The organism is Kitasatospora sp. NPDC022856 (genome assembly GCF_055561235.1).
In genome coordinates, this window is the sequence record NZ_JBVHHE010000022.1 from 42875 (window position 1) to 65908 (window position 23034).

Here is a 23034-nt window from a genome sequence, read left to right on the forward strand (position 1 = left end):
ACCGCAGTGACCACGAACCAGAACGGCGCCACCTACGCCGCCGCCGGCGTCGACATCGAGGCGGGCGACCGCGCCGTCGAGCTCATGAAGCAGTGGGTGAAGAAGGCCAGCCGCCCCGAGGTGGTCGGCGGCATCGGCGGTTTCGCCGGGCTCTTCGACGCGTCCGCCTTCAAGCGCTACGAGCGGCCGCTGCTGGCCTCGGCCACCGACGGCGTGGGGACGAAGGTCGCCATCGCCGCCGCCATGGACAAGCACGACACCATCGGCCACGACCTGGTCGGCATGGTCGTGGACGACCTGGTGGTCTGCGGCGCCGAGCCGCTGTTCATGACCGACTACATCTGCGTCGGCAAGGTCGTGCCGGAGCGGGTCGCCGCGATCGTCAAGGGCATCGCGGAAGGCTGCGCGCTCGCCGGCTGCGCCCTGGTCGGCGGCGAGACGGCCGAGCACCCGGGCCTGCTCGGCCCGGACGAGTACGACGTGGCGGGCGCCGGCACCGGTGTGGTCGAGGCGGACGCCCTGCTGGGCGCCGACCGCGTCCGCGCGGGCGACGTGGTGATCGCGATGGCCGCCTCCGGCCTGCACTCCAACGGCTACTCGCTGGTGCGCCACGTGCTGCTGAACGAGGCCGGCTGGAAGCTGGACCGCAAGGTCGAGGAGTTCGGCCGCACGCTCGGCGAGGAACTGCTGGAGCCGACCCGGATCTACTCGCTGGACTGCCTGGCGCTCACCCGGGCCACCGAGGTGCACGCCTTCTCGCACGTGACCGGCGGCGGCCTGGCGGCCAACCTGGCACGGGTGATCCCGGACGGCCTGCACGCCCGCCTGGACCGCGGTACCTGGACGCCGCTGCCGGTGTTCCAGACCGTCGCCGAGGTCGGCAAGGTGGCCACCCTGGAGATCGAGAAGACCCTGAACATGGGCGTCGGCATGGTCGCGGTCGTCCCGCCGCACTCGGTGGACGTCGTGCTGTCGATCCTGGAGGACCGCGGCGTCGAGTCCTGGCTGCTCGGCGACATCGTCGAGCGCTCCGGCGAGCACGAGGGCGGCGCGGCGCTCTACAACGCCTACGAGGCCTTCACCGCGGGCTGAGCGGCATGACGAAGGGCCCCTCCGGCGGGAGACCGCGGGAGGGGCCCTTCGCGTGTCCGGGGAGCCGTGACGGGACCGGCGGGGCCGGAGCGGAGCAACCGGACCCGGGGAACGCCGAAAACCGGCCCGGCGCTCTGGGCGCGCGGGCCGGTCAGGCCAGACTGTGACTACGCGCGGCGGCGGGCCTGCGAAGGCCCGGTCCCCGACGTGCTGTCATCGTCCTCGTCGTCGTCGGCGTACCGAGCCGCGTATTCCGCGTAGGGGTCGTCGTCCTCTTCTTCCTCGATCGGCTCAGGCTCGATCGAGGCGGTAGAGGGCGATACGCCCAGCTCGTTGGACAGACGATTGGCGTCGAACCCGCCGCTGTTGTACTTCAGCTCGCGGGCGACCTTCGTCTGCTTGGCCTTGGCCCGGCCGCGCCCCATGGGTCGACCCCCTCAACGATGGGGCTCACGGCCCCGAGTCTGACACGTGTTCATGATCAAGAGCGGCCTGCCCGAATGGGGAGAACCGTCCCTTGGAGCATTAACGGTACCTGTTTCTGCCGCTGGACGGTACGTCGTCGGTGTGACGTGGCGCGCACCGGCCGCACCCGAGACCAGGTCTTCCCAGGTCACGGGAGGTTTTGCGGCAGTTTGCGCGCTGTCCGGAGGTAGCTGAGGTCCGTCGTTCCGGGATCGATTATCCCCCCAAGGGGGGTGGTGGATCACCCGATCGGGCGCAGAAGTGAGAATCCGGTTCCACATCGTGATGCAGGCGGGACGAGTCGGCCCGGGCCCCCGCGGCGGGGCCGGGAGGGCCCTCGGGGCCCCGCCGCGGGCCGGAGACGGAGGAGCCGCCCCCCGGGCGCGTCACGGAGTCCGCGACGCGCCGGGGAGCGGCTCCGGCCGCTCGGGGGTCAGCCCCGGCGGGCACCCGGCAGCAGGACCGAGCGGAGCGCGCTGATCTCGCGCATCCGCTTCTCGGCGAGCCGGTCGGCGGCGACGGCCGGCGGCACGCCGTCGGAGGCGGCCCGGGTGAAGATCTCCAGGGTGGTGTCGAAGATCCGGGTGGCCTTGTTCTTGGCCCGGTCGAAGTTGAAGCCCTCGATCTCGTCGGCGACCTGGATCACGCCACCGGAGTTCACCAGGTAGTCCGGGGCGTAGAGGATGCCGCGGTCGGCCAGGTCCTTCTCGACGCCGGGGTGGGCGAGCTGGTTGTTGGCCGCGCCGCACACGACGGAGGTGCCGAACTCGCCGAGGGTGCCCACGGTGTCGTCGGTGAGGGCGCCGCCGAGGGCGCAGGGGGCGTAGACGTCCAGCTTGCTCTGGAGCAGGGCGGCGCTGTCGGCCACCACCTCGACCTCCGGGTGAGCGGCGCGCACGCGGTTCACGGCGGCCTCGGAGACGTCGGTGATGACGACGGTGGCGCCGTCCGCGACCAGGTGGCCGACGAGGTAGTGGCCGACCTTGCCGACGCCGGCCACACCGACCCGCTTGCCGCGCAGGGTGGGCTGGCCCCAGCGGGCCTGGGCGCTGGCGCGCATGCCCTGGAAGACGCCGAAGGCGGTCAGGATGGAGGAGTCGCCGGCGCCGCCGTTCTCGGGCGAGCGGCCGGTGACGAACCCGGTCTCGCGGGCGATGACGTCCATGTCCTGCACGTAGGTGCCGACGTCGCAGGCGGTGATGTAGCGCCCGCGCAGGGACTCGACGAAGCGGCCGTAGGCCCGCAGCATCGCCTCGTTCTTGTCCTTGTTCGGGTCGCCGATGATGACGGCCTTGCCGCCGCCGAGGTCGAGCCCGGCCAGCGCGTTCTTGTACGACATGCCGCGCGAGAGGTTCAGCGCGTCCTCCAGGGCCGCTTCCTCCGAGGCGTACGGGAAGAAGCGGGTGCCGCCGAGGGCCGGGCCCAGGGCGGTGGAGTGGATGGCGATGATGGCCTTGAGGCCGGAGCTGCGGTCGTGGCAGAGGACGACCTGCTCGTGGCCGTCGCCGGGAGCGGCGCCGTCCTGTTCGGTACGGAAGATCCTGCTGAGCACTCCGGGTGCGGGGTACGCGGCGGATGCGGTCTGTACGTCGGTCACTGTGGTGACTCCAGTATCCGAGGCCCGCTGCTGTGGTGCGGGCGCCTAAGGCGAAGCGTAGTCGCGCGGTCGTCCTCGATCTGCCCTCTTGTACGAGCTTGCGCGGGTTGTCCGCGTACTGAGACGGGGGCGGGCGGAGCGCGTTCCCGAAGGGCTCCCGGCCGAAGGCCTCCCGGGCGGGGGCCGGTGCGTGCGACGATGCAGAACGTGACCGTCGTGCGCACTTCCGTACTGCCGCCCTACGCCGCCCACCTGCGGGTCTACGAGCCGCTGGCCGCCTACCCGGAGCCCGAGCGCGCGCGCTGGCAGGCCTACGCCGCGGCGCACGGGCCGGATGCCGCGGAGGCCGGCCGTCCGGTCGCGGTGGCGGCGCTGGAGGAGCAGCGGGCGGCACTGGCGGAGCTGGTCGGCCGCACCCCCCGCGCCCTGCCGGAGCGGGAGAGCGAGCGGGCCTTCGTGCGGTCGGTGGACGGGGTGCTGTACGTCTGCCCCTGGGCGACCCGGCTGCGCACCTGGCAGGCGCTGGACGAACTGCGGGCGGCGGCGCCGGTGGCGCTGCTGGACACCGCGCTGCCGCCGGCCACCCGGGCGGCCGCCGAGGCGGACCGGGAGCGCTGGCGGGCCGAGCACCCGGACGCCCGGCCGTGGATCGTGACCAGCCGATGGGAGGTGCCGGTGCGCTGGTTCCTGCCGTTCGGGGAGGAGGACCGCTGCTTCGTGCCGGCGGGCGGCCCGGGCGGGACGGGCGATCAGGAGCCGGCCGGCGGCGCGGCGGAGCCCGGTGGCGCGGCGGGGCGGCCGGGTGCGGCCTCGGCGGGCGGCGCCGGGTTCGACCGCGGGGAGAAGGGGGAGCAGGCGGCGCTGTTCTACCTGACGCCGATGGCGCAGGCGCGCCGCCGGGTGGCCCGGGCCTACCGGGCGCTGCGCGAGGCCGTGCCGGAGGGGGACCTGGTGCGCGGGGCGGAGCTGGTGGGGCGGTGGCTGGAGGAGTTCCACCCGCGTTCCCTGGTGGAGCTGGACTACGGGGGGCTGGTGCACCTGCTGGGGCCGGAGCAGTTGCTGGCGGACCGTTCGGCGGGGGAGCTGGAGGACGGGCTGCGGGCGCTGCGGGCCGGCGAGGCGGCGGAGGCGCTGCGGGTGTACGAGGAACTGACGGTGCGCTGGCGGCGGGTCCTGGCACTGCGGTACGCGAACTGAGTCAGCGGGTAGGGGAGGGGGGTCGGTCCGGCCCGGGGGAGGCGTCGGAGGGCCGCGGGGAGGGGTGCGAGGTGCCGCGTGGGCCCGGTCGACGGGGCGTCAGTGCTGGCGGGGCGGGGTGTCGGTGGTACTTGTAAGACTGGAAGAGTCCTACGGCCCGAGCCGTATGACCAAGGTCCTGGTTCGGGTCAATAGCTATCGAACGTGACACTACTCACCGTTGACGCGAACTTACCCCTATGTGCAAAAATGGGACAACCAGCCCAACTTCACATGAGCGTGCCCACTTTTGGGTGGTTCTGGAACCGATGCGTACCTTGCGAGGAAACAGCGGGTCTGGTCTCCTCGTAACCGGATGTCACTATAAGGTGACTGCCCGTTATGGGGTGGTCCATCGCCATCCGTCAGCCTTGAACCCGTGAGGGGTCAATTTTGGCGGTTTGGTCGATAGGGCTGGACGGATGGTGTAGTTGTAGACACCAGGACAAGCCGTTCGTCCTATAACCGACTCGGCCCGTCTATGCCATTTCGGGCATCGCGGGCCAAGGTGCAGAATTTGAAGGATAGAACCGCCCTGGTTCGGTTCTCCCGAGGAGGCCGCTCATGACCGCTCGTACCCCTGATGCTGAACCCCTGCTGACGCCGGCAGAGGTCGCCACCATGTTCCGCGTGGACCCGAAGACGGTTACCCGCTGGGCCAAGGCAGGCAAGCTCACGTCCATTCGCACGCTTGGCGGGCACCGTCGTTACCGCGAGGCGGAGGTGCGCGCCCTGCTGGCCGGTATTCCCGCCCAGCGAACCGAGGCCTGATAGGCCGAAGGCTCTTTCAAAGGGGCTGCTTACCGGACTCCGCCGGGTCCGGTAAGCAGCCCCTTTGCATGCCCGCGGGCGCTCCCGGAGATCGTGCCGGGCGGCCGGAATGTTGAACTCCGGATAACGATTTGAGGCCCCTGGGGCGGGGGGGATATACAGTTCATAGCTGTGCAATTTTACATATTAAATTGGCACCCCTGGGGAAGGGGTGCCATGTGTCCGGTCTCGGGAAAAGATAAGTGACGACGATCACGCGGGTCGTTGCTTGTGGTCTAGACCTAGTCCGGGGTAGGCATCCCTCCCGGGGTAAACGCGAGAGGCCCGGAACCAAACGGTTCCGGGCCTCTCGGCTACGGCGATCCTGACGGGACTTGAACCCGCGACCTCCACCTTGACAGGGTGGCGAGCTAACCAACTGCTCCACAGGACCAGAGTGTTCTGATCTTGTTCGCTCGCTTTGCTGCGCTGCGAACAAGACAGACTGTAGCCCATGGTGGGCCCCCAGGTCGAACTGGCTCCTGAGGGCCCCTCCCAGCTCAGAGCGTGGCCCTGGCCGCCTCCATCGCCTTGGAGATCCGCTTCTCCGAGACCGGGGTCGGCGTACCCAGTGACTGGGCGAAGAAGCTGACCCGCAGCTCCTCGATCATCCAGCGGATCGCCAGCACCGCCGGGGACGGCTGCTGCCCGGCCGGCACGGCCGCCAGCAGCTCCCCGTACTCCTGCTGCACCTGCTGCACCTTCAGCAGCTGCTGGGCGTCCCGCTGCGGGTGGTTGGGCAGCGCCTCCAGCCGGCGGTCCACCGCCAGCAGGTAGCGCTTGAGGTCCGGCAGCCGCTGCCAGCCGGCCTCGGTGACGAACCCCGGGTGCACCAGCGAGGCCAGGTGCAGCCGGATGTCGTTGACCGCCGTCAGCAGCACCGGGCTGCTCACCGCCTTCAGCCGGGTCGAGGCCCGGTGGTAGGCGATCAGCGCGGTGGCCGTCTTCAGCGTGGTGTCGGCCGACAGTTCGTAGAGGTCGGTGCGGACCTTCTCGTGCAGCTTGCCGAAGGCGGCCTCGTCCCAGGCCGGTCCGCCGGCCGAGGTCATCAGCCGGTCGGTGGCGCAGGCCACCACGTCCTCGAACAGGGCCGGGATCGACCCGTGCGGGTTGTACGACAGGGCGAGCTTCGCCTGGTTGCCCAGCCGCCCCTGGATCGACTTGGCGGGCGAGTTGGTGGTCAGCATCAGCAGCCGCCGGGTGCCCTCCCACATCGCCTGGGCCTGCGCCTGCGGGGTGTCGAAGAGCTTGATCCCGACCGTGTCCCGCTCGTCCACCAGGGCCGGGTAGGCGCGCAGCGAATGGCCGCGCGAGCGCTGCTCGAAGGTGCGCTGGAGCACCGGCAGCGAGGCCGGCCAGGCGGTCAGCCCGGACTGCTCGATGCCCTGGCCCGAGGCGGCCGAGGAGAGGGTCTCCTTGAGCTTGGGCTTCAGCTGCAGCCGGAGGTCCTCCAGGTCCTTGGACTCGGCGAGCTTCTTGCGGCCGTCGACCACCCGGAAGGTGACCTTGAGGTGGTCCGGCACCCGCTCGTCGTCCCAGGCCTCCGGCGGGACGGTGATCGCCGTCATCCGCTTCAGGACGTGCTCCAGGGTGGGCAGCAGGGGCTCCTGGCGGTCCCTCACCTGGCGCAGGGCCGCCTTGGCGTAGTCCGGGGCCGGGACGAAGTTGCGGCGGATCGCCTTCGGCAGCGCCCGGATGTAGGCGGTGACCAGCTCCTCGCGCAGGCCGGGGATCTGCCAGTCGAAGCCCTCGGCGGTGACCTGGTTGAGCACCGGGAGCGGGATGTGGACGGTCACGCCGTCCGCGTCGCTGCCGGGCTCGAACTGGTAGGTCAGCTTGAAGCGGAGCTTGCCCTGCTGCCAGTAGTCCGGGTAGTCCGCCTCCGTGACGCCGTCCGCCGAGTCGTTGATCAGCATCGACTTCTCGAAGCTGAGCAGGTCCGGCTGGTCGTGCCGGGTCTTCTTCCACCAGGAGTCGAAGTGCCGGGTGGAGACGATGTCCTCGGGCAGCCGGCTGTCGTAGAAGTCGAACAGGGTCTGGTCGTCGACCATGATGTCCCGGCGGCGGGCCCGGTTCTCCAGCTCCTCGACCTCGCTGAGCAGCTTGCGGTTCTCGGCGAAGAAGCGGTGGTGGGTCTCCCAGTCGCCCTCGACCAGCGCGTTGCGGATGAACAGCTCGCGGCAGAGCTCCACGTCGATCCGGCCGTAGTTGACCTTGCGCTGGGCGACGATCGGCATCCCGTAGAGGGTCACCTTCTCGTAGGCCAGCACCGCGCCGGCCTTCTTCTCCCAGTGCGGCTCGCTGTAGCTGCGCTTGATCAGGTGGCCGGCCAGCGGCTCCACCCACTCGGGCTCGATCTTCGCGTTGATCCGCGCCCAGAGCCGGGACGTCTCGACCAGCTCGGCGGACATCACCCAGCGCGGCGGCTTCTTGAACAGGCCGGAGCCGGGGAAGACCGCGAACCGGGCGCCGCGGGCGCCGCCGTACTCGCGCTTCTCGACGTCGTAGAGGCCGAGGTGCGAGAGCAGGCCGGCCAGCAGCGACTGGTGGATCCGGTCGGCGTCCGGTTCGGCGTCGGGATGGGGCTCCTCGATGGTGACGCCGAGCTGTTTGGCGACCGTGCGGAGCTGCGAGTAGATGTCCTGCCACTCCCGTATCCGCAGGTAGTTGAGGAACTCGGCCTTGCACATCCGGCGGAAGGCCGAGGAGGAGAGCTCCTTCTGCTGCTCCCGCACGTAGCGCCACATGGCGAGGTAGGAGAGGAAGTCGGAGGTCTCGGACTGGAAGCGGCGGTGCCGGTCGTCGGCGGCCTGGCGCTTCTCGGTGGGGCGTTCGCGCGGGTCCTGGATGGAGAGCGCGGCGGCGATCACCATGACGTCGCGGACACAGCCGTTCTTGTCGGCCTCCAGGACCATCCGGGCCATCCGCGGGTCCACCGGGAGCTGCGCCAGCTGGCGGCCGAGCGGGGTGAGGCGCTTGCGGACGTCCTTCTCGTCGGGGTCGAGGGCGCCGAGTTCGTGGAGGAGGTTGACGCCGTCCTTGATGTTGCGGGAGTCCGGCGGGTCCAGGAACGGGAAGGCGGCGATGTCGCCGAGACCGGCGGCGGTCATCTGGAGGATGACCGAGGCCAGGTTGGTGCGCAGGATCTCGGCGTCGGTGAACTCGGGGCGGGAGAGGAAGTCCTCCTCCGAGTACAGCCGGATGCAGATGCCGTCCGAGGTACGGCCGCAGCGGCCCTTGCGCTGGTTGGCGCTGGCCTGGCTGATCGCCTCGATCGGCAGCCGCTGCACCTTGGTGCGGTGGCTGTAGCGGGAGATGCGCGCGGTGCCCGGGTCGATCACGTACTTGATGCCCGGGACGGTGAGGCTGGTCTCGGCGACGTTGGTCGCCAGGACGATCCGGCGGGAGCTGGAGCGCTGGAAGACCTTGTGCTGCTCCGCCGAACTCAGCCGGGCGTAGAGCGGGAGGACCTCGGTGAACTTCAGCTTCAGCTTGTTGAGGGCGTCGGCGGTGTCGCGGATCTCGCGCTCGCCGGAGAGGAAGACCAGGATGTCGCCGGGGCCCTCGGCCTGGAGCTCCTCGGCGGCCTCGCAGATCGCCTGGATCTGGTCGCGGTCCCGGTCGGCGTCGCTGGGGCCGTGGTCGCCGTCCGCGTCGTCGGCGTCCTCGACGATCGGCCGGTAGCGGACCTCGACCGGGTAGGTGCGGCCGGAGACCTCGACGATCGGGGCGTCGCCGAAGTGGTGGGCGAAGCGCTCGGGGTCGATGGTCGCCGAGGTGATGACGACCTTGAGGTCGGGCCGGCGGGGCAGCAGCTGCTTGATGTAGCCGAGGATGAAGTCGATGTTGAGGCTGCGCTCGTGCGCCTCGTCGATGATCAGGGTGTCGTACTGGCGCAGCTCACGGTCGGTCTGGATCTCGGCGAGCAGGATGCCGTCGGTCATCAGCTTGACCAGGGTGTCCGGGCCGACCTGGTCGGTGAACCGGACCTTCCAGCCGACCGCCTCGCCGAGCGGCGTGCGCATCTCCTCCGCGACGCGCTCGGCCACCGTCCGGGCGGCGATCCGGCGGGGCTGGGTGTGCCCGACCAGGCCGCGGACCCCGCGGCCCAGCTCCAGGCAGATCTTCGGGATCTGGGTGGTCTTGCCGGAGCCGGTCTCACCCGCCACGATCACCACCTGGTGGTCGCGGATGGCGGCGAGGATCTCGTCCTTCTTCTGGCTGACCGGCAGCTCGGCGGGATAGGTGATCTCGGGGACGGCGGCCCGGCGCTGCGCGACCAGCAGCTCGGCGCGCTCGACGTCGCGGGCGATCTCGGCGGCGACCTTCTGGCGGGCCTCGGGCTTGCGGACCCGCCGGGCGCCCTCCAGCCGCCGCCCGATCCGGACCTGGTCGCGCAGGGTCAGTTCGGGCAGACGGGCGGCCAGCTCGCCGATACCGGGGCCGCCGCCCTCCGTGGACGCGTCGGCGGACTGGACTGCGGGAGAACTCACTGCGGGCATCCCTCTAGGTTCGCAAGGAGATGCGGCGGCGCGCACCTCGGTTTTCGAGCCCCTCCAGTGTCACAGCCGCCACGGCCTCCGGGCGAACCCCGCCCGGGGCGGCGCCCGGAGGAACCGCGGCGGACCGGGGCGACGGTCGGTGCTCCGGGCGCCGGGGGCGCCGAGGACGGCCCGCCCGGAGGCCGTCAGCCGTCCAGGGCCGCCTCGTCCGGGCCGGGCAGCCAGTCACGGGCCGGGTCGTACTCCAGCCAGCGGCTGCGCCGGGCCGCCTCGGTGAACGCCCCGAGCAGCGGGTCCAGCCGGGCCGCCGGTTCGGCGCCGTCGCGCCAGAGCAGCGACCAGGCGTAGAGCGGGGTGGGGTCGACCAGCGGGACGGTCCGGATGCCGGGACGGCCGGGGCCGCCCGCGGGGCCGGGCAGCGGGCAGTCGGCGGGGAGCAGCGAGAAGCAGGACGGGTCGGTGCGGATCCGGTCGGCGAAGCTCTCCAGGCCCAGATTGGTCGAGCCGGCCCGTTCCGCGATGCCGAAGCGGTCCGCGAACCGGGTCAGGAAGTCCAGCCGGTCCACCGCGGCCGGGTAGCGCAGCACGCCGGAGCGCAGGTCCTCCGGGCGCAGCACGTCGCGGTGGGCCAGCGGGTGGTCGGTGCTCAGCAGCGCGTCCACCGGCTCCAGCCGGACCAGCCGGTGCGCCAGCCCCGCGTCCCGGCCGTCCGGCAGCGGGTGCACCCGGCCGAAGCCCGCGTCCGACTCGCCGCGCAGCAGGGCCGCCGCCACCGAGGGGAGGTCCCGCCCCGGGACGGGCTCCACCTCCAGCCCGGGCACCCCGTCGACGGCCCGGGCGACCGTCCGCATCGGCGCGTACAGGTGCCCCCAGACGTCGACGCGCAGCGGGCGCCGGGTACGGGCCACCGCCGCCACGGCGCGGTCGCCCTGGGCGAGCAGCCGCCGGGCGGGCTCCAGGAACCGGTGCCCGGCCCCGGTGAGCCCGACGCCGCGCGGGTCGCGGTCGAGCAGCCGGGCGCCGAGCGCCGCCTCCAGCCGGGCGATCCGCTTGGACACGGCCTGCTGGCTGATCGCCAGCCGGGCGGCGGCGCGGCCGAAGTGCAGTTCCTCGGCCGCCGTGGTGAAGGCGCGGACCTGGGAGAGATCGAGATCCATGGCCGCCCACCCTAGGGCCTCCCGGCCCGCTCACGGCCTGCCGCCGCCCGGAGGGCCCCGACAACGGTCGGTTGTCGGGACCGCCGAGCGGTTGTTGGACCGGCTCCGGGCGGTCGCGGTCTGCTGGGACCACGAGCTCGGCCGGACCGGCTGGCGAGGGGGAGACGGAGGGCCGAGGGCCATGAGGGCGCTGACACCGACCGGACGGGCGGACGCGACGGTGGCGTTCGCGGAGGTGACGCAGCCGCGACCGGGCCCGGGCGAGGCCCTGGTGAAGGTCGAGGCGTTCGCGGTGAACCGCGGCGAGACGTTCCAGCTGGAGGCGCCCCGGCCGGGCTGGCGCCCCGGCAAGGACATCGCGGGCCTGGTCGTGCAGGCCGCCGCCGACGGCTCCGGGCCGGCCGTCTGCCGCCGCGTCGTCGGCCACCCGCCGGCCGGCGGCTGGGCCGAGTACGTGTGCGTGCCGGTCGGCTCGCTCGCCGAGATCCCGGACGGGCTGGACGCCGTCCGCGCCGCCGCCCTGCCGCTGGCCGGTCTCACCGCGCTGCGGCTGCTGCGCACCGCCGGTGCGCTGGCCGGCCGCCGGGTGCTGCTCACCGGCGCCTCCGGGGGCGTCGGCCACTACGTCACCGAGCTGGCCTCGGCGGCGGGTGCGGAGCTGACCGCGGTCACCGCCTCGGCGGAGCGCGGGCGGCGGTTGGTCGAGCTGGGTGCGGCGGAGGTGGTCCACTCGGTGGGCGCGGCCCGCGGCCCGTACGACCTGGTGCTGGAGTCGACGGGCGGCGCCGACCTGCCGCTCGCGCTCGCCCGGCTGGCCCGCCGGGGCACGCTGATCTGGTTCGGCCAGGCCTCCCGGACCCCGGTGACGCTCGACTTCTTCGACTTCTTCGCCGGGCCGGAGTCCGCCACGCTCCGGCACTTCCACTACACGGACTCCGACGTACCCGACGGTGAGGACCTCGCCACCCTGGTCCGGCTGGTGGGGGAGGGGCGGCTGACCCCGGAGGTCGGCCGGGTCGCGCCCTGGGCGCGGACCGCCGCCGTGCTCACCGACCTGCGGGAGCGGCGGATCCGGGGCAGGGCCGTCCTCACCCTGCCCTGAGCGCCCTGAGCGCCCTGAGCGCCCTGACCGCCCGTCCTGACTCCGCCCGACCGTGCCCCACCGACCATGAGATGAGCGTGCTCCCCGATGACCGGCTCCCCCGACCTCTCCTTCCTCGACCACCCCGACCTGCCGGCCGCCCTCGTCGAGGAGAACCGCCCGCGGGCCACCGGCGCCGGCCTGGACCCGCACGAGTACACCCGGGTCACCTCGGCGCTGCGCTCCGCACAGGAGTGGCCCGAGGCGTTCCGGGCGGCCGGCCGGCGGCACCGCGCCGCCGCCGACCGCGCCGCCGCCGAGGGCCGGTCGGTCTCGGCCGGCGAGGCCTACCGGAGGGCCGCCCGCTGGTTCCACTTCGCCGGCCTGCTCCCGCACCCCGACCGCGCGGCGGCCGGCGCGACCGCCACCGAGGCGGACGAGGCGATGCGGGCCGCGCTGGCCCACCTCGAACCGACGGCCGAGCGGATCGAGGGCGAGTCCTTCGCGGGCTGGCTCCGCCGCCCGGCCGGGCCCGGCCCCGCACCGCTGGTGATCGTCGTCCCGGGGATGGACTCCGGCAAGGAGGAGTTCCACGCGGTCGCCGAGGCGCTGCTGGCGCGCGGTACGGCCGTCCTCGCCCTGGACGGCCCGGGGCAGGGCGTCCTGGCCGGGGCCGCCGCGCCGGAGCCGGACTACCACCGGGTGGTCGGCCGGGCGATCGACGCGGTCACCGGCCGGGAGGGCGTGGACACCGGGCGGATCGGCGTGACCGGGCTCAGCCTGGGCGGCTACTACGCGGCGGTGACGGCCGCCCGCGAACCGCGGATCCGGGCGGCCGCCGTGGTCAGCGGCCCCTACCGGCTGGACTGGGACGCCCTGGTCCCGTTCGTCACCGCGACCCTGACCCAGCGCTGCGGGAGCACGGACGCGGCCCGCGCCTTCGCCCGCCGGGTCGACCTGACCGCCCTGGCCCCGGAGATCACCGTCCCGCTGCTGGTCGTCGAGGGCGGCGAGGACCGGATCCCCGGTGTCACCAACGCCGAGGCACTGGCCCACCGGGCACCCCGGGGCGAACTCCTGCACGTCCCGCACGGCAACCACCTGCTCGGCAACGCCCTCGCCGACTGGCTCCCCGCCACCGCGGACTGGCTCACCACGGAGCTGACCCGTCCGACGGAGACCCGGACAGCCTGACGGGCGGCGCGGGCCCCGGCGCCGGGGCCCGCTCGGTACGGCAGCAGGTCGCCCGTGACCAGGTCGAAGCCGAACGGCTCGGGGATGTGCAGCGTCTCGCCGAAGTCGACGTCCTCGCGGCGGTGGTACTTCGTGCCGTCGGGCCGGCTGAACAGGGTGACGGTCCGTTGCCCGGCGTCGATCAGCAGGTAGAGCGGGATGCCCATCTGGGGGTAGTCGCGGACCTTGCCGACCCAGTCGTTCTCGGGGTTCGAGGGGGAGACCAGTGAGGCACCCGCGCGTGCTACCCGGGCTGGTCCCCGGCCGTCGCCCGCGCGGTGACGAGTCCGGACTCGTAGGCCGCGATGACCGCCTGGGCGCGGTCCCGGACGGCGAGCTTGTCGAAGATGCTGGTGATGTAGTTCTTGACCGTGGAGACGCTGATGTCCAGCGCACGGGAGATCCCGCCGTTGTCGAGGCCGGTGGCCATCAGGCGCCACACCTCGACCTCGCGCGGGGTCAGGTCGCCCAGACCGGTGGGCGCCGGCTGCGGACCACCGGGGGCCCGGACGTAGGTGGAGATCAGCCGGGTGAGCAGGCGCGGCGCGACGGCGGCCTCGCCCGCGTGCACGGTGTGGATCGCCGCGGCGAGGTCCTCCGGGGAGCTGTCCTTGGGCAGGAACCCGTAGGCGCCGGCGCGCAGGGCGCCCACCACGTACTCGTCGAGGTCGAAGGTGCTGAGGGCCAGGACGCGGCAGCCGGGGACGGTGGCGGCGAGTTCGCCGGTCGCGCCGACCCCGTCGAGGACGGGCATCCGGATGTCCATCACCACCACGTCCGGGCGCAGCCGTTGGGCGAGGGCGACGGCCTCGGCGCCGTTCTCGGCCTCCCCGACCACCTCGAAGGACGGGTCGGGGGAGAGGATCAGTGACAGGCCGCGCCGGACCAGCGGCTGGTCGTCCACGATCAGCACCCTGATCCTCGGCGGTGTCGTCGGCCCCGTCCCGGTCATCGGTACGCCCCTTCCTGTCGGACGGCCGCTCCGGCCGTCCGGTCCGTGTCAGCCGTGTCGGCCGCTTCAGCCGCGTCGGCCGTGTCGTTGCCGCTCAGCGGCAGGTCGGCCAGCACCGCGAAGCCGCCGCCGGCCTGCGGACCGACGGTGAGGGTGCCGCCGTGCAGGGCGACCCGCTCGCGCATGCCGATCAGGCCGTAACCGCCCGGACCCGTCGCCGGCGTCCGCTCCGCCGGCGCAGCGCCCCCGCCGTCGTCCCGCACCTCGACGGTGACCCCGTCCCGGCGGTACGTCAGGTGCACGGAGGCACGGGCCGGCCCGGCGTACTTGCGGGTGTTGGTGAGGGCCTCCTGGACGATCCGGAACACCGTGAGGCCGACGGTCGGCGGCAGCGGACGCTGCGGCCCGCGGACGACGAACTCGGTCTGCAGCCCGCCGAGCCGGGCCTCGCCCACCAGGCGGTCGAGGTCGTCGGCGCCGGGCTGGGGCGGCGACGGCGCGGCCTCCGGTTCGTCGCCGGCCCGCAGCACGTCGAGCAGCTGGCGCATCTCGCGCAGCGCGAGCCGCCCGGAGGACTCCAGGGTGACCAGGGCCTCCCGGACCACCTCCGGACGGCCGAGGTTGGCCCGGGCGCCACCGGCCATCAGCTGCATGGTGGTGATGTGGTGGGCCACGATGTCGTGCAGCTCCCGGGCGATGCGGCGCCGTTCGTCCGCCACAGCGCGGTCGGCGAGGAGCTGCCGGTTGGCCGCCACCTGCTGCTGCCACTGGTTCACCGCCAGCGCGGTGCCGACCACGATCAGGGTGGAGAGGACCGCGCTGACGGTGGCCTCCCAGGTCGGCGTCCGGCCGTGGCTCTGGCTCAGCAGCGTCAGCGTCACCGTCGCGACGGCCGCGACCGCCGTCACCCGGCCGGTGCAGGCCCGGGCCGCCGAGAACAGGGCGACCACCAGCACGGACCCGAAGTGGACGGGCAGTGACGCCGTCAGGGAGGAGGCCGCGTCGAGCACCAGGACGGCGGCCAGCACCGCCCCCGGGTGGCTGCGCCGGGCGAGCAGCGGCAGGGCCGCCAGCGCGACGAGGAGGAACCCGAGCACGCTCACGGCGTGCCGGCCGTCGGGGTAGGCGAAGAACACGTAGCTGAGCAGGTTCATCGCGCAGGCCCCGCCGGTCACCAGCGCGTCGTTGCGGGTCCACGGCGGCTCGAAGCCGTCGGCGTCCAGCGGCTCCCGGGCATCGCCGGGCCCGCTCCGTCGGTTCCTGGGCATCTGGGTACTCCCCCTGCGTCCGGCCTCCTGTCCCCCCGACAGCCTCGCACAGCCGCCGCCGTGCGCGGACCCGCCCGACGGCCGGGGACGGGGCCCTGACCAGGACCAGGGTCCTGGGTGCGGGCCCGGGCGGGAGCGCGGGCCCCGGTGCGGATCATCCGCCGCCACGACGCCCGGAGGGCCTGCGCGGTGATGGTCTTGAGACCGGTCGGGGAGTCCGTCCCCGGCAGGCATCCGCACTCAAGTCCGTCCGTCGGAGGACATCGTGATCCGCGCCCTGACCGGGTACTCCACCAGACATCCCTGGAAGGTCGTCGCCCTCTGGGGCGTGCTGGCCGTCGTCCTGACCGCCCTGGCCCCGATGCTGATGTCCCGCGTCACGCAGAGCCAGACCGCCGACTTCCTGCCCCGCAGCTACGACTCGGCCGCCGCGATGCGGATCGCCGAGGAGCAGTTCGGGCTGAACCCCGACGCCACCGTCGTGACGGTGCTGGTCGCCCGGTCCGACGGCAAGGCCCTCAGCGCGGCGGACCAGACGCGGGTCGAGGCCGAGGCGGAGAAGCTGGGCAAGCGCCGGGTCGCCATGCCCAGGGCGGACGACGAGCCGACGTTCCTGCTCCCCGACCGTTCCCAGACGCCCCGGATCGCCCCGGCGATGGTGGCGCCCGACCGGAGCTTCGAGCTGCTCTCGGTCGAGCTGGTCGGGAACGCCGCGGACCAGGGCGTCCAGGGCGTCTACCGGGCCTTCCGGGACGGCACCCGGACGCAGTTCGCCGAGGCGGGGATGCGCACCGGCTTCACCGGCGGCCTCGCCGACTCCGTCGACTCCGCCGACTCCCACAAGACCGCGTCCACGGTCGGGGGCGCCGTGGTGATGGGGCTCATCGTCCTGCTCAACGTGCTGGTGTTCCGCAGCGCGCTGGCCGCGGTGCTACCGCTGCTCGCGGTCGCCCTGATCGGCGGCGTGGCGGGCGGGGCCGTCGCGGGGGCCGCCCTGCTCACCGGGCTTAAGCTGGACGCGGGCACCCCGGGGCTGATCAGCGTCGTCCTGCTGGGCATCGGCATCGACTACATGCTGTTCCTCTTGTTCCGCTTCCGCGAGCACCTGCGCGCCCGGCCCGAGCAGCCGGCCCGGGAGGCGGCCGCGCAGGTCTCCGCCCGGGTGGGTACCGCGATCACCTCGGCGGCGCTGACCATCGTGGCCGCGTTCGCCACGCTGGGCCTGGCCACCTTCGGGCAGTTCCGCTCGATGGGCCCCGCGATAGCCGTCGCGGTCCTGGTGATGCTGCTGGGCAGCCTCACCCTGCTGCCGGCGCTGCTCGCCGTCGCCGGGCGCAAGATGTTCTGGCCCTCCAAGGCGCTGCTCCGCGAGCCGCGCGACCGCCGCGCCGCCCGCTTCGGCGAACTGGTCGCCCGGCGGCCGCTGCTGATGCTGGCCGCCTCCGTCACGCTGCTCGCCGCACTGGCGGCCGGGACGATCGGCCTGCGGATGGACTACGGCCGGGGCGACTCCGGCCCGCAGACCGCGGCGGCGGCCACCGCGGTCGAGATCTCCCACGCGCTGCCGGCCGGTGTGTCGGACCCGACGAGCGTCTACGTCACCGTCACGGACGGGGGCACCCTCAGCACGGACCGGCTGACCGGCCTCTCCGGGGCCCTCGCCCGGGTCGACGGCGTGGGCCAGGTCGCGGCCACCGTGCTGAACCAGGACCACCGCGCCGCCCGGATCGACCTCTACCCGACCGTCGACCCGCAGAGCCCGGAGGCCCGTGACCTGGCCTCCGGCCCGATCCGGGCCGCGGTCGCCCAGCACACGCCCGCCGGGACGACGGCCCACGTCGGCGGCACACCGGCGATCTTCGCCGACGTCTCGGCCGCCGTCGACCACGACCTCAGGATCGTCTTCCCGGTCGCGGCCGCGCTGATCGCGCTGATCCTGCTGCTGCTCCTGCGCAGCCTGCTCGCCCCGGTGGTCCTGATGCTCTCGGTCGGCCTCGGTTTCGCCGCCACCCTCGGCGCGGCGACGCTGCTCTTCCAGCACGCCCTCGGCGAGCCGGGCATCAGCTTCACCCTCCCCCTGGTGCTGTTCCTGTTCGTGGTGGCGCTGGGCACCGACTACAACATCCTGATCACCGACCGGATCCGCGAGGAGATGCAGCGCCCGGGCCCGGCCCGGGGCGCCGTGGCCCGAGCGGTCCGGCACACCACACCCGCCATCGCGATGGCCGGACTGGTGCTCGCCGGCTCCTTCGCCACCCTCGCCACCACCCCGGGCAGCGAACAGGTCGCCTTCGCGATGGCGCTCGGCATCATGCTCTCGGCGCTCGTGCTGTCCCTGGTCCTGGTCCCCGCCCTGGCCGCCCTCCTGGGCCGCTCCCTCTGGTGGCCGGTCCGGCCCCGCCCCGCGGCGGTCGCCCACCCCCGGCACGCGGCGGCCGGCGCCGCGCGGGAACCCGAGCGGATCTCGGCCTACTGAGGCCCCTCCCGGCCGGGAGCCGGAGGACCGGCGCGCACACCGCACGCACACCGCCGACGGGGCGGGTACTCGGATCGAGTACCCGCCCCGTCGGCGTGCCCCGGCGCCCGGTGGACGCGGCAGGCACGCAAAAGGCCCCGGAGAGCGAACTCTCCGGGGCCTTTCTGCTGTTCGCAGCTGTGGCCAGGGCCGGGGTCGAACCGGCGACCTTCCGCTTTTCAGGCGGACGCTCGTACCAACTGAGCTACCTGGCCGTACTGCACCGTCTCTTGCGAGACGAGCGATCCCGACGGGACTTGAACCCGCGACCTCCACCTTGACAGGGTGGCGAGCTAACCAACTGCTCCACGGGACCTGGTGTGGATTGCTCCACATAGGTCTTGCGCACTGCACTTTACTACGGTACTGCTGTGCCCCCAACGGGATTCGAACCCGTGCTACCGCCTTGAAAGGGCGGCGTCCTGGGCCACTAGACGATGAGGGCTTGCGGCCTGTCCGGCTGTTTCCAGCGTTCGGGGACGTCGAGAAGCATATGGGATGTCGGGCGGATCGCCAAAACGACTTCGGCCCGGCCGGGTGGCGGGCCCGGCGGGCCGGTCAGGACCAGCCGAGCTCGTCGAGCTCGTGGTCGTCGAAGCCGAAGTGGTGGGCGACCTCGTGGATGACCGTGGTGCGGACCTCCTCGACCGCCTGCTCGTGGGTCTCGCAGTGCCGCAGGGTCGGGCCCCGGTAGATGATGATCCGGTCGGGGAGCACACCGGCGTACCACTCGCCGCGCTCGGTGAGCGGAGTGCCCTCGTAGAGGCCGAGGAGCTCCGGGTCGGCGGGGTCGGGCTCCTCCTCGACGAACACCGCGACGTTGTCCATCATGGCCGCGAGTTTCGGGGGGATCCGGTCGAGGGCGTCGCTGACGAGCGTCTCGAAGTCTTCCCGGGTCATCTCCACCGGATCATTGTCGGGTCTGGGGTGACGGTGTGCCAGGCGGTGGGGGCCGGTGTTTCATGGCCCCATGACGACATCGGAGGGCGGGGCGGGCGCGGCTCCCGACGCGGTGCCCCCGCGCCGGGAGCCGGTGCTGCGCGGGCAGGGGCCCGCGGTGGCGGCGGTCGCGCTGGGCGGCGCGATCGGGGCGTCGGCGCGGTACGGGGCCGGCCTGCTCTGGCCGACCGGGCCGGCCGGCTTCCCGTGGACCACGCTGGTCGTGAACGGGACCGGCTGCGCGGTGATCGGGGTCTTCCTGGTGGTGGTCACCGAGGGGCGGCCCGCGCACCCGTTGCTCCGGCCGTTCTTCGGCACGGGGGTGCTGGGCGGGTTCACCACCTTCTCCACGTACGCGCTGGACATCCGGCAGCTGCTGGCGCACGGGCGGCCCGGGGCCGGGGCGGCCTACCTGGGGCTGACGCTGCTGGTGGCGCTGGCCGCGGTCCGGGGGGCGGCGGGGATGACGCGCCGTCTGCTCCCGGGCGCGGTCCGGAGGCCGGGGTGAGGCGGTCGGCGGGGTCGGCCGGGGCGCCCGCCGTTCAGGCGGCGGAGGGGGCGGGGCGGTGAACTGGTTGCTGGTGGTGGCCGGGGCGGTGGTCGGCGCGCCGCTGCGGTACCTGACCGACCGGGCGGTGCGGGCCCGGCACGACTCGGCGTTCCCGTGGGGCACCTTCACCGTGAACGTGGCCGGCTGCCTGGTGCTCGGGCTGGTGACCGGGGCGGTGGCGGCCGGCGCGGCCTCCTCGCACGTCCAACTCCTGCTCGGGACGGGCTTCTGCGGGGCGCTGACGACCTATTCGACCTTCTCCTGGGAGACCCTGCGGCTGGCCGAGGGCGGGCCCGGACGGTACGCGCTGGCCAACGTGGCGGGCAGCGTGGCGGCGGGGCTCGCCGCGGTGTACGCGGGGGCGGAGGCGGCCTCGGCGCTCTGGGGCTGAGCGGGCCGGGCGGGCCGGGCGGGCCGGGCGGGCCGGGCGGGCCGGGCGGGTCCGGGCGGGTCCGGCGCGGTGGTCGGGGCTTCCGCCGGCGCTCGTACCGGTGTTCGGCGTCGTGGTGAGCGCCGTGGTGAGCGCCGGGGTTCGCGCCGGTGGTGTTGCGCCGGGTGGATGGCGCCGGGCGCTTCCTGTCGGGCGGCCCGTGTCCCGGTGCCCGGGGCGCGCGTTGGGCACCGAAAGTGCCGCGCGCGACGGCGGCGGCCCGGGCCCGGGTGGGGCAGTGGAAGAGGGAGCTCGGTGGCGGCGATGCGTTCGGTGCGCGAGGTGGGTGCTCAGGAGGAACGTTCGGCCGGTCGGGCGCCGGTGGTTCGTCCGGCGGTCGACCGGCCGGTCGTGGTGCGGGCCGTGGTGGTCCGGCAGGCGCCGGAGCGCAAGCCCAGGGCGGTGGCGGTGCGCGACGGTGTGGTGCGCGCGGCGGCGGTGCTGGCGGTGGCCGGGTTGGGCCTGACCGGGTGCATGTCGGTCGGACCGGGCGCGGACGAGAAGCACGGCACCGTCCCGGTCGGGCAGGCCGGGACGGTGGGCAAGCCCGCGGGCGGCGCGTCGGCCACGCCGGCCGGCGTCCGCCAGGGTGGCGCGTCCGGGCGGCCGGAGCGTTCCGGGAGCGCGCAGCCCGGGGGCACGCCGGGAGCGGGCCAGAACGCGGCGGCGGGCGGGGCGTCCTCGGGCGCGAACGGTGCGGCCGCCGGTGCGGAGGAGGCCCCGGGAGCCGTCCCCGGGCAGGACGCGCCGGGCGCGAACGGTGATGCCGGGGGCGTGAACGCCAGTAGCGCACCCCAACCGGGTACCGGTACCTCGGCCGGCGGGGCGGCGGCCGGTACGGGTGGCACAGGCGGTGCGGGGGCGGCCGGAGGCACCGGCAGCGGCGGTTCCACCGGCGGCACCGGGGACGGGCGCTCCGGCGGCGGCGCCGCGACCCCGCCGGCGGCGAGCCCGACCGTCCGGCCGTCGGCCTCCCCCGATCCGAGCCCGGTCACCCCCGCCCCGCCCGCCACGCCGGCGCCCGAGCCCACGCCCGGCAACTCCGGATCTTCGGCCCCGAGCGCCGCTTCGGGCGGCCACTAGCGCGCTGGCCAGTGCATTTGCCTTTGATCCCGAGGTTCCCCTATGGTGGTAGATCGTTCGTTTGATTCATTTGACTGGCGCCCTAATTCCCATCTGGCGCCCTTGGCGCGTACCGGCGATCCGTGGCTGACCGCATAGAGGCGGTTGTGAAACAGAACCCGGACTTTGGCGCGTGCCACTTCCGGAAGGTTTTGCATGTCTCTCGTTGACGACGCCCGCTTCGCCATGCCCGCGAGCGAGTCCGCCGCCGATGTCACCCTCGTCGATGCCCCCGAGGTCGAGCTGTTCGACGCCGACCAGGACATCGACCCCGCCGCCGACCAGGACGCCGCCGACGAGGCCGCGACCGAGGAGAGCGCCGAGGCCGCCGAGCCCACCGTCACCTTCGGCGACCTGGGCCTGCACGACGACGTCGTGCGCGCCCTCGCCAAGCGCGGTGTCACCACCCCGTTCCCGATCCAGGCCGCGACCATCCCGGACGCGCTGGCCGGCAAGGACGTGCTGGGCCGCGGCCGTACCGGCTCCGGCAAGACCCTCAGCTTCGGCCTGCCGCTGCTGACCCGCCTCGCCGACGGCGAGCGCACCAAGCCCAAGCACCCGCGCGGCCTGATCCTCGTCCCGACCCGCGAGCTGGCCATGCAGGTCGCCGACGCGCTGGAGCCGTTCGGCTCGGTGCTCGGCCTCAAGCTCAAGGTCGTCTGCGGCGGCACCTCGATGTCGAACCAGATCTACGCGCTGGAGCGCGGCGTCGACGTCCTCGTCGCCACCCCCGGCCGCCTGCGCGACCTGCTGAACCGCGGCAGCGCCAAGCTGGGCGAGGTCAAGACCGTCGTGCTCGACGAGGCCGACCAGATGGCCGACATGGGCTTCCTGCCCGAGGTCACCGAGATCCTCGACCAGGTGCCGGCCGGCGGCCAGCGCCTGCTGTTCTCCGCCACCCTGGAGAACGAGATCGACAGCCTGGTCAAGCGCTACCTGAAGAACCCGGTCACCCACGAGGTCGACCCGTCGGCCGGCGCGGTCACCACCATGACCCACCACATCCTCGTGGTGAAGCCCAAGGACAAGGCGCCGATCACCAACGCGATCGCCGCCCGCAAGGGCCGCACGATCATCTTCGTCCGCACCCAGATGGGCGCCGACCGCGTCGCCGAGCAGCTCATCGAGGCCGGCGTGAAGGCCGACGCGCTGCACGGCGGCATGACCCAGGGCGCCCGTACCCGCGTCCTCGGCGACTTCAAGGACGGCTACGTCAACGTCGTCGTCGCGACCGACGTCGCCGCCCGCGGCATCCACGTCGACGGCATCGACCTGGTCCTGAACGTGGACCCGGCCGGTGACCACAAGGACTACCTGCACCGCTCCGGCCGCACCGCCCGCGCCGGCCGCTCCGGCGCCGTCGTCACCCTGGTGCTGCCGCACCAGCGCCGTGGCGTGTTCCGCCTGATGGAGGACGCGGGCGTCGACGCCTCGCGCCACATCCTCGACCACGCCTTCGACGCCGAGGTCGCCAAGATCACCGGCGCCCGTTCGCTGATCGAGGTCCAGGCCGAGAGCGCCGCCGGCATCGCCGGTGCCGCCGAGCGCGAGCTCGCCGACATGACCCGCCAGCTGGAGCGCGCGCAGCGCCGCGCCACCGAGCTGCGCGAGGAGGCCGACCGCCTGGCCGCCCGCGCCGCGCGCGAGCGGGCCGACCTGGGCATCGAGGACGAGGCGCCCGCCGCCGAGGCCGAGGCCGCCGAGACCGCCGAGGCCGCCGAGGTTCCCGCGGAGACGGCCGCCCCGGCCGCCGCCGTGACCGAGGAGCGGGCCCCGTCCTACCGCGAGGCGCGCACCGAGCGCCCGGCGTACAACCGTGACCGTGACGACCGCGGTGGCCGTTCCTTCGGTGACCGTGACAACCGCGGCGGTGGCTTCAACCGTGACCGTGACGACCGCGGCGGCCGCTCCGGTGGCTTCAACCGTGACGACCGCGGCGGCCGTTCCTTCGGTGACCGTGACAACCGCGGCGGTGGCTCCGGTGGCTTCAACCGTGACGACCGCGGTGGCCGTTCCTTCGGTGACCGTGACAACCGCGGCGGTGGCTTCAACCGTGACCGTGACGACCGCGGCGGCCGCTCCGGT

General features: G+C 73.5%; 17 protein-coding genes, 4 tRNA genes and 1 pseudogene. 10 read left to right on the plus strand and 12 right to left on the minus strand.

What is annotated here, in order from left to right:
• Positions 1-6: 6 nt before the first annotated feature.
• Positions 7-1092: a phosphoribosylformylglycinamidine cyclo-ligase gene (purM, locus tag ACZ34W_RS25945; RefSeq protein WP_329489014.1), complete on the plus strand. Its 1086-nt coding sequence runs from the start codon at positions 7-9 to the stop codon at positions 1090-1092.
• Between the two features lie 167 nt (positions 1093-1259).
• Here purM and ACZ34W_RS25950 read toward each other — a convergent pair whose 3' ends face one another.
• Together ACZ34W_RS25950 and ACZ34W_RS25955 are read right to left on the minus strand one after the other, a co-directional pair.
• A complete protein-coding gene (locus tag ACZ34W_RS25950) occupies positions 1260-1517 on the minus strand; it encodes a DUF3073 domain-containing protein (RefSeq protein ID WP_329489015.1) in 258 nt (85 codons plus the stop codon).
• Between the two features lie 473 nt (positions 1518-1990).
• A complete protein-coding gene (locus ACZ34W_RS25955) occupies positions 1991-3154 on the minus strand; it encodes a Glu/Leu/Phe/Val dehydrogenase dimerization domain-containing protein (protein ID WP_442906835.1) in 1164 nt (387 codons plus the stop codon).
• A gap of 216 nt (positions 3155-3370) precedes the next feature.
• Between ACZ34W_RS25955 and ACZ34W_RS25960 the strand changes: the two genes are divergently transcribed.
• The gene (locus tag ACZ34W_RS25960) at positions 3371-4351 is read left to right on the plus strand and encodes a DUF8083 family protein (RefSeq protein WP_359805538.1); all 981 of its coding nucleotides are present in this window, start codon (positions 3371-3373) and stop codon (positions 4349-4351) included.
• Positions 4352-4954: 603 nt separating this feature from the next.
• Positions 4955-5161, plus strand: a complete 207-nt coding sequence (gene bldC / locus ACZ34W_RS25965) for a developmental transcriptional regulator BldC (protein WP_014137253.1) — start codon at positions 4955-4957, stop codon at positions 5159-5161.
• Positions 5162-5520: 359 nt separating this feature from the next.
• Here the strand turns inward: bldC and ACZ34W_RS25970 are convergent.
• From ACZ34W_RS25970 to ACZ34W_RS25980, 3 genes are all read right to left on the minus strand, one after another.
• Positions 5521-5594: transfer RNA gene (locus ACZ34W_RS25970), tRNA-Asp, on the minus strand.
• A 106-nt stretch (positions 5595-5700) separates the two neighbouring features.
• Positions 5701-9702, minus strand: a complete 4002-nt coding sequence (hrpA, locus tag ACZ34W_RS25975; RefSeq protein WP_465607483.1) for an ATP-dependent RNA helicase HrpA — start codon at positions 9700-9702, stop codon at positions 5701-5703.
• Positions 9703-9887: 185 nt separating this feature from the next.
• Positions 9888-10859, minus strand: a complete 972-nt coding sequence (locus ACZ34W_RS25980) for a LysR family transcriptional regulator (protein WP_465607485.1) — start codon at positions 10857-10859, stop codon at positions 9888-9890.
• 181 nt (positions 10860-11040) lie between these two features.
• Between ACZ34W_RS25980 and ACZ34W_RS25985 the strand changes: the two genes are divergently transcribed.
• On the plus strand, positions 11041-11961 hold the full coding sequence (locus tag ACZ34W_RS25985) for a zinc-binding dehydrogenase (RefSeq protein WP_465607487.1): 921 nt from the start codon (positions 11041-11043) through the stop codon (positions 11959-11961).
• An 87-nt stretch (positions 11962-12048) separates the two neighbouring features.
• Positions 12049-13134: an alpha/beta hydrolase family protein gene (locus ACZ34W_RS25990; RefSeq protein WP_465607489.1), complete on the plus strand. Its 1086-nt coding sequence runs from the start codon at positions 12049-12051 to the stop codon at positions 13132-13134.
• Between the two features lie 74 nt (positions 13135-13208).
• On the opposite strand, the pseudogene ACZ34W_RS25995 reads toward ACZ34W_RS25990, so the two are convergent.
• The 3 genes and pseudogenes from ACZ34W_RS25995 to ACZ34W_RS26005 all read right to left on the minus strand — a co-directional run.
• Positions 13209-13400, minus strand: a pseudogene (locus ACZ34W_RS25995) (Uma2 family endonuclease); the annotation flags it as partial.
• Between the two features lie 17 nt (positions 13401-13417).
• Positions 13418-14125 carry a response regulator gene (locus ACZ34W_RS26000; RefSeq protein WP_465607491.1) on the minus strand — a complete coding sequence of 236 codons (708 nt, stop codon included), beginning with the start codon at positions 14123-14125 and terminating at the stop codon, positions 13418-13420.
• A complete protein-coding gene (locus ACZ34W_RS26005; protein WP_465607493.1) occupies positions 14122-15393 on the minus strand; it encodes a sensor histidine kinase in 1272 nt (423 codons plus the stop codon). Before ACZ34W_RS26005 ends, ACZ34W_RS26000 begins: the two co-directional genes overlap by 4 nt.
• A gap of 265 nt (positions 15394-15658) precedes the next feature.
• Here ACZ34W_RS26005 and ACZ34W_RS26010 point away from each other — a divergent pair, with 265 nt between their 5' ends.
• Positions 15659-17869, plus strand: a complete 2211-nt coding sequence (locus ACZ34W_RS26010) for an MMPL family transporter (RefSeq protein ID WP_465607495.1) — start codon at positions 15659-15661, stop codon at positions 17867-17869.
• Positions 17870-18049: 180 nt separating this feature from the next.
• Here ACZ34W_RS26010 and ACZ34W_RS26015 read toward each other — a convergent pair.
• The 4 genes from ACZ34W_RS26015 to ACZ34W_RS26030 form a co-directional block, all read right to left on the minus strand.
• Positions 18050-18123, minus strand: a tRNA-Phe gene (locus tag ACZ34W_RS26015).
• Positions 18124-18150: 27 nt separating this feature from the next.
• Positions 18151-18224: transfer RNA gene (locus ACZ34W_RS26020), tRNA-Asp, on the minus strand.
• 56 nt (positions 18225-18280) lie between these two features.
• A tRNA-Glu gene (locus ACZ34W_RS26025) sits at positions 18281-18353 on the minus strand.
• 113 nt (positions 18354-18466) lie between these two features.
• The gene (locus ACZ34W_RS26030; protein ID WP_329489024.1) at positions 18467-18808 is read right to left on the minus strand and encodes a metallopeptidase family protein; all 342 of its coding nucleotides are present in this window, start codon (positions 18806-18808) and stop codon (positions 18467-18469) included.
• A 70-nt stretch (positions 18809-18878) separates the two neighbouring features.
• Between ACZ34W_RS26030 and ACZ34W_RS26035 the strand changes: the two genes are divergently transcribed.
• The 4 genes from ACZ34W_RS26035 to ACZ34W_RS26050 all read left to right on the plus strand — a co-directional run.
• Positions 18879-19355: a fluoride efflux transporter FluC gene (locus ACZ34W_RS26035; protein WP_465607498.1), complete on the plus strand. Its 477-nt coding sequence runs from the start codon at positions 18879-18881 to the stop codon at positions 19353-19355.
• 58 nt (positions 19356-19413) lie between these two features.
• Positions 19414-19788 (plus strand): fluoride efflux transporter CrcB, encoded by a 375-nt coding sequence (gene crcB, locus ACZ34W_RS26040; protein WP_465607500.1) that lies wholly within the window; start codon positions 19414-19416, stop codon positions 19786-19788.
• A 294-nt stretch (positions 19789-20082) separates the two neighbouring features.
• Positions 20083-20910, plus strand: coding sequence for a hypothetical protein (locus tag ACZ34W_RS26045; protein ID WP_329489027.1), 828 nt, complete (start codon positions 20083-20085; stop codon positions 20908-20910).
• Positions 20911-21105: 195 nt separating this feature from the next.
• The coding region (locus ACZ34W_RS26050) for a DEAD/DEAH box helicase (RefSeq protein WP_465607502.1) at positions 21106-23034 on the plus strand (1929 nt) is incomplete at its 3' end.

Coding starts and splice junctions, on each gene's coding strand:
- ACZ34W_RS26005 (WP_465607493.1), bottom strand. CDS start 15,393: ATGCCCAGGAACCGACGGAGCGGGCCCGGCGATGCCCGGGAGCCGCTG.
- ACZ34W_RS26030 (WP_329489024.1), bottom strand. CDS start 18,808: ATGACCCGGGAAGACTTCGAGACGCTCGTCAGCGACGCCCTCGACCGG.
- ACZ34W_RS25990 (WP_465607489.1), top strand. CDS start 12,049: ATGACCGGCTCCCCCGACCTCTCCTTCCTCGACCACCCCGACCTGCCG.
- ACZ34W_RS25950 (WP_329489015.1), bottom strand. CDS start 1,517: ATGGGGCGCGGCCGGGCCAAGGCCAAGCAGACGAAGGTCGCCCGCGAG.
- ACZ34W_RS25980 (WP_465607485.1), bottom strand. CDS start 10,859: ATGGATCTCGATCTCTCCCAGGTCCGCGCCTTCACCACGGCGGCCGAG.
- bldC (WP_014137253.1), top strand. CDS start 4,955: ATGACCGCTCGTACCCCTGATGCTGAACCCCTGCTGACGCCGGCAGAG.
- ACZ34W_RS25985 (WP_465607487.1), top strand. CDS start 11,041: ATGAGGGCGCTGACACCGACCGGACGGGCGGACGCGACGGTGGCGTTC.
- ACZ34W_RS26035 (WP_465607498.1), top strand. CDS start 18,879: ATGACGACATCGGAGGGCGGGGCGGGCGCGGCTCCCGACGCGGTGCCC.
- hrpA (WP_465607483.1), bottom strand. CDS start 9,702: ATGCCCGCAGTGAGTTCTCCCGCAGTCCAGTCCGCCGACGCGTCCACG.
- ACZ34W_RS26000 (WP_465607491.1), bottom strand. CDS start 14,125: ATGACCGGGACGGGGCCGACGACACCGCCGAGGATCAGGGTGCTGATC.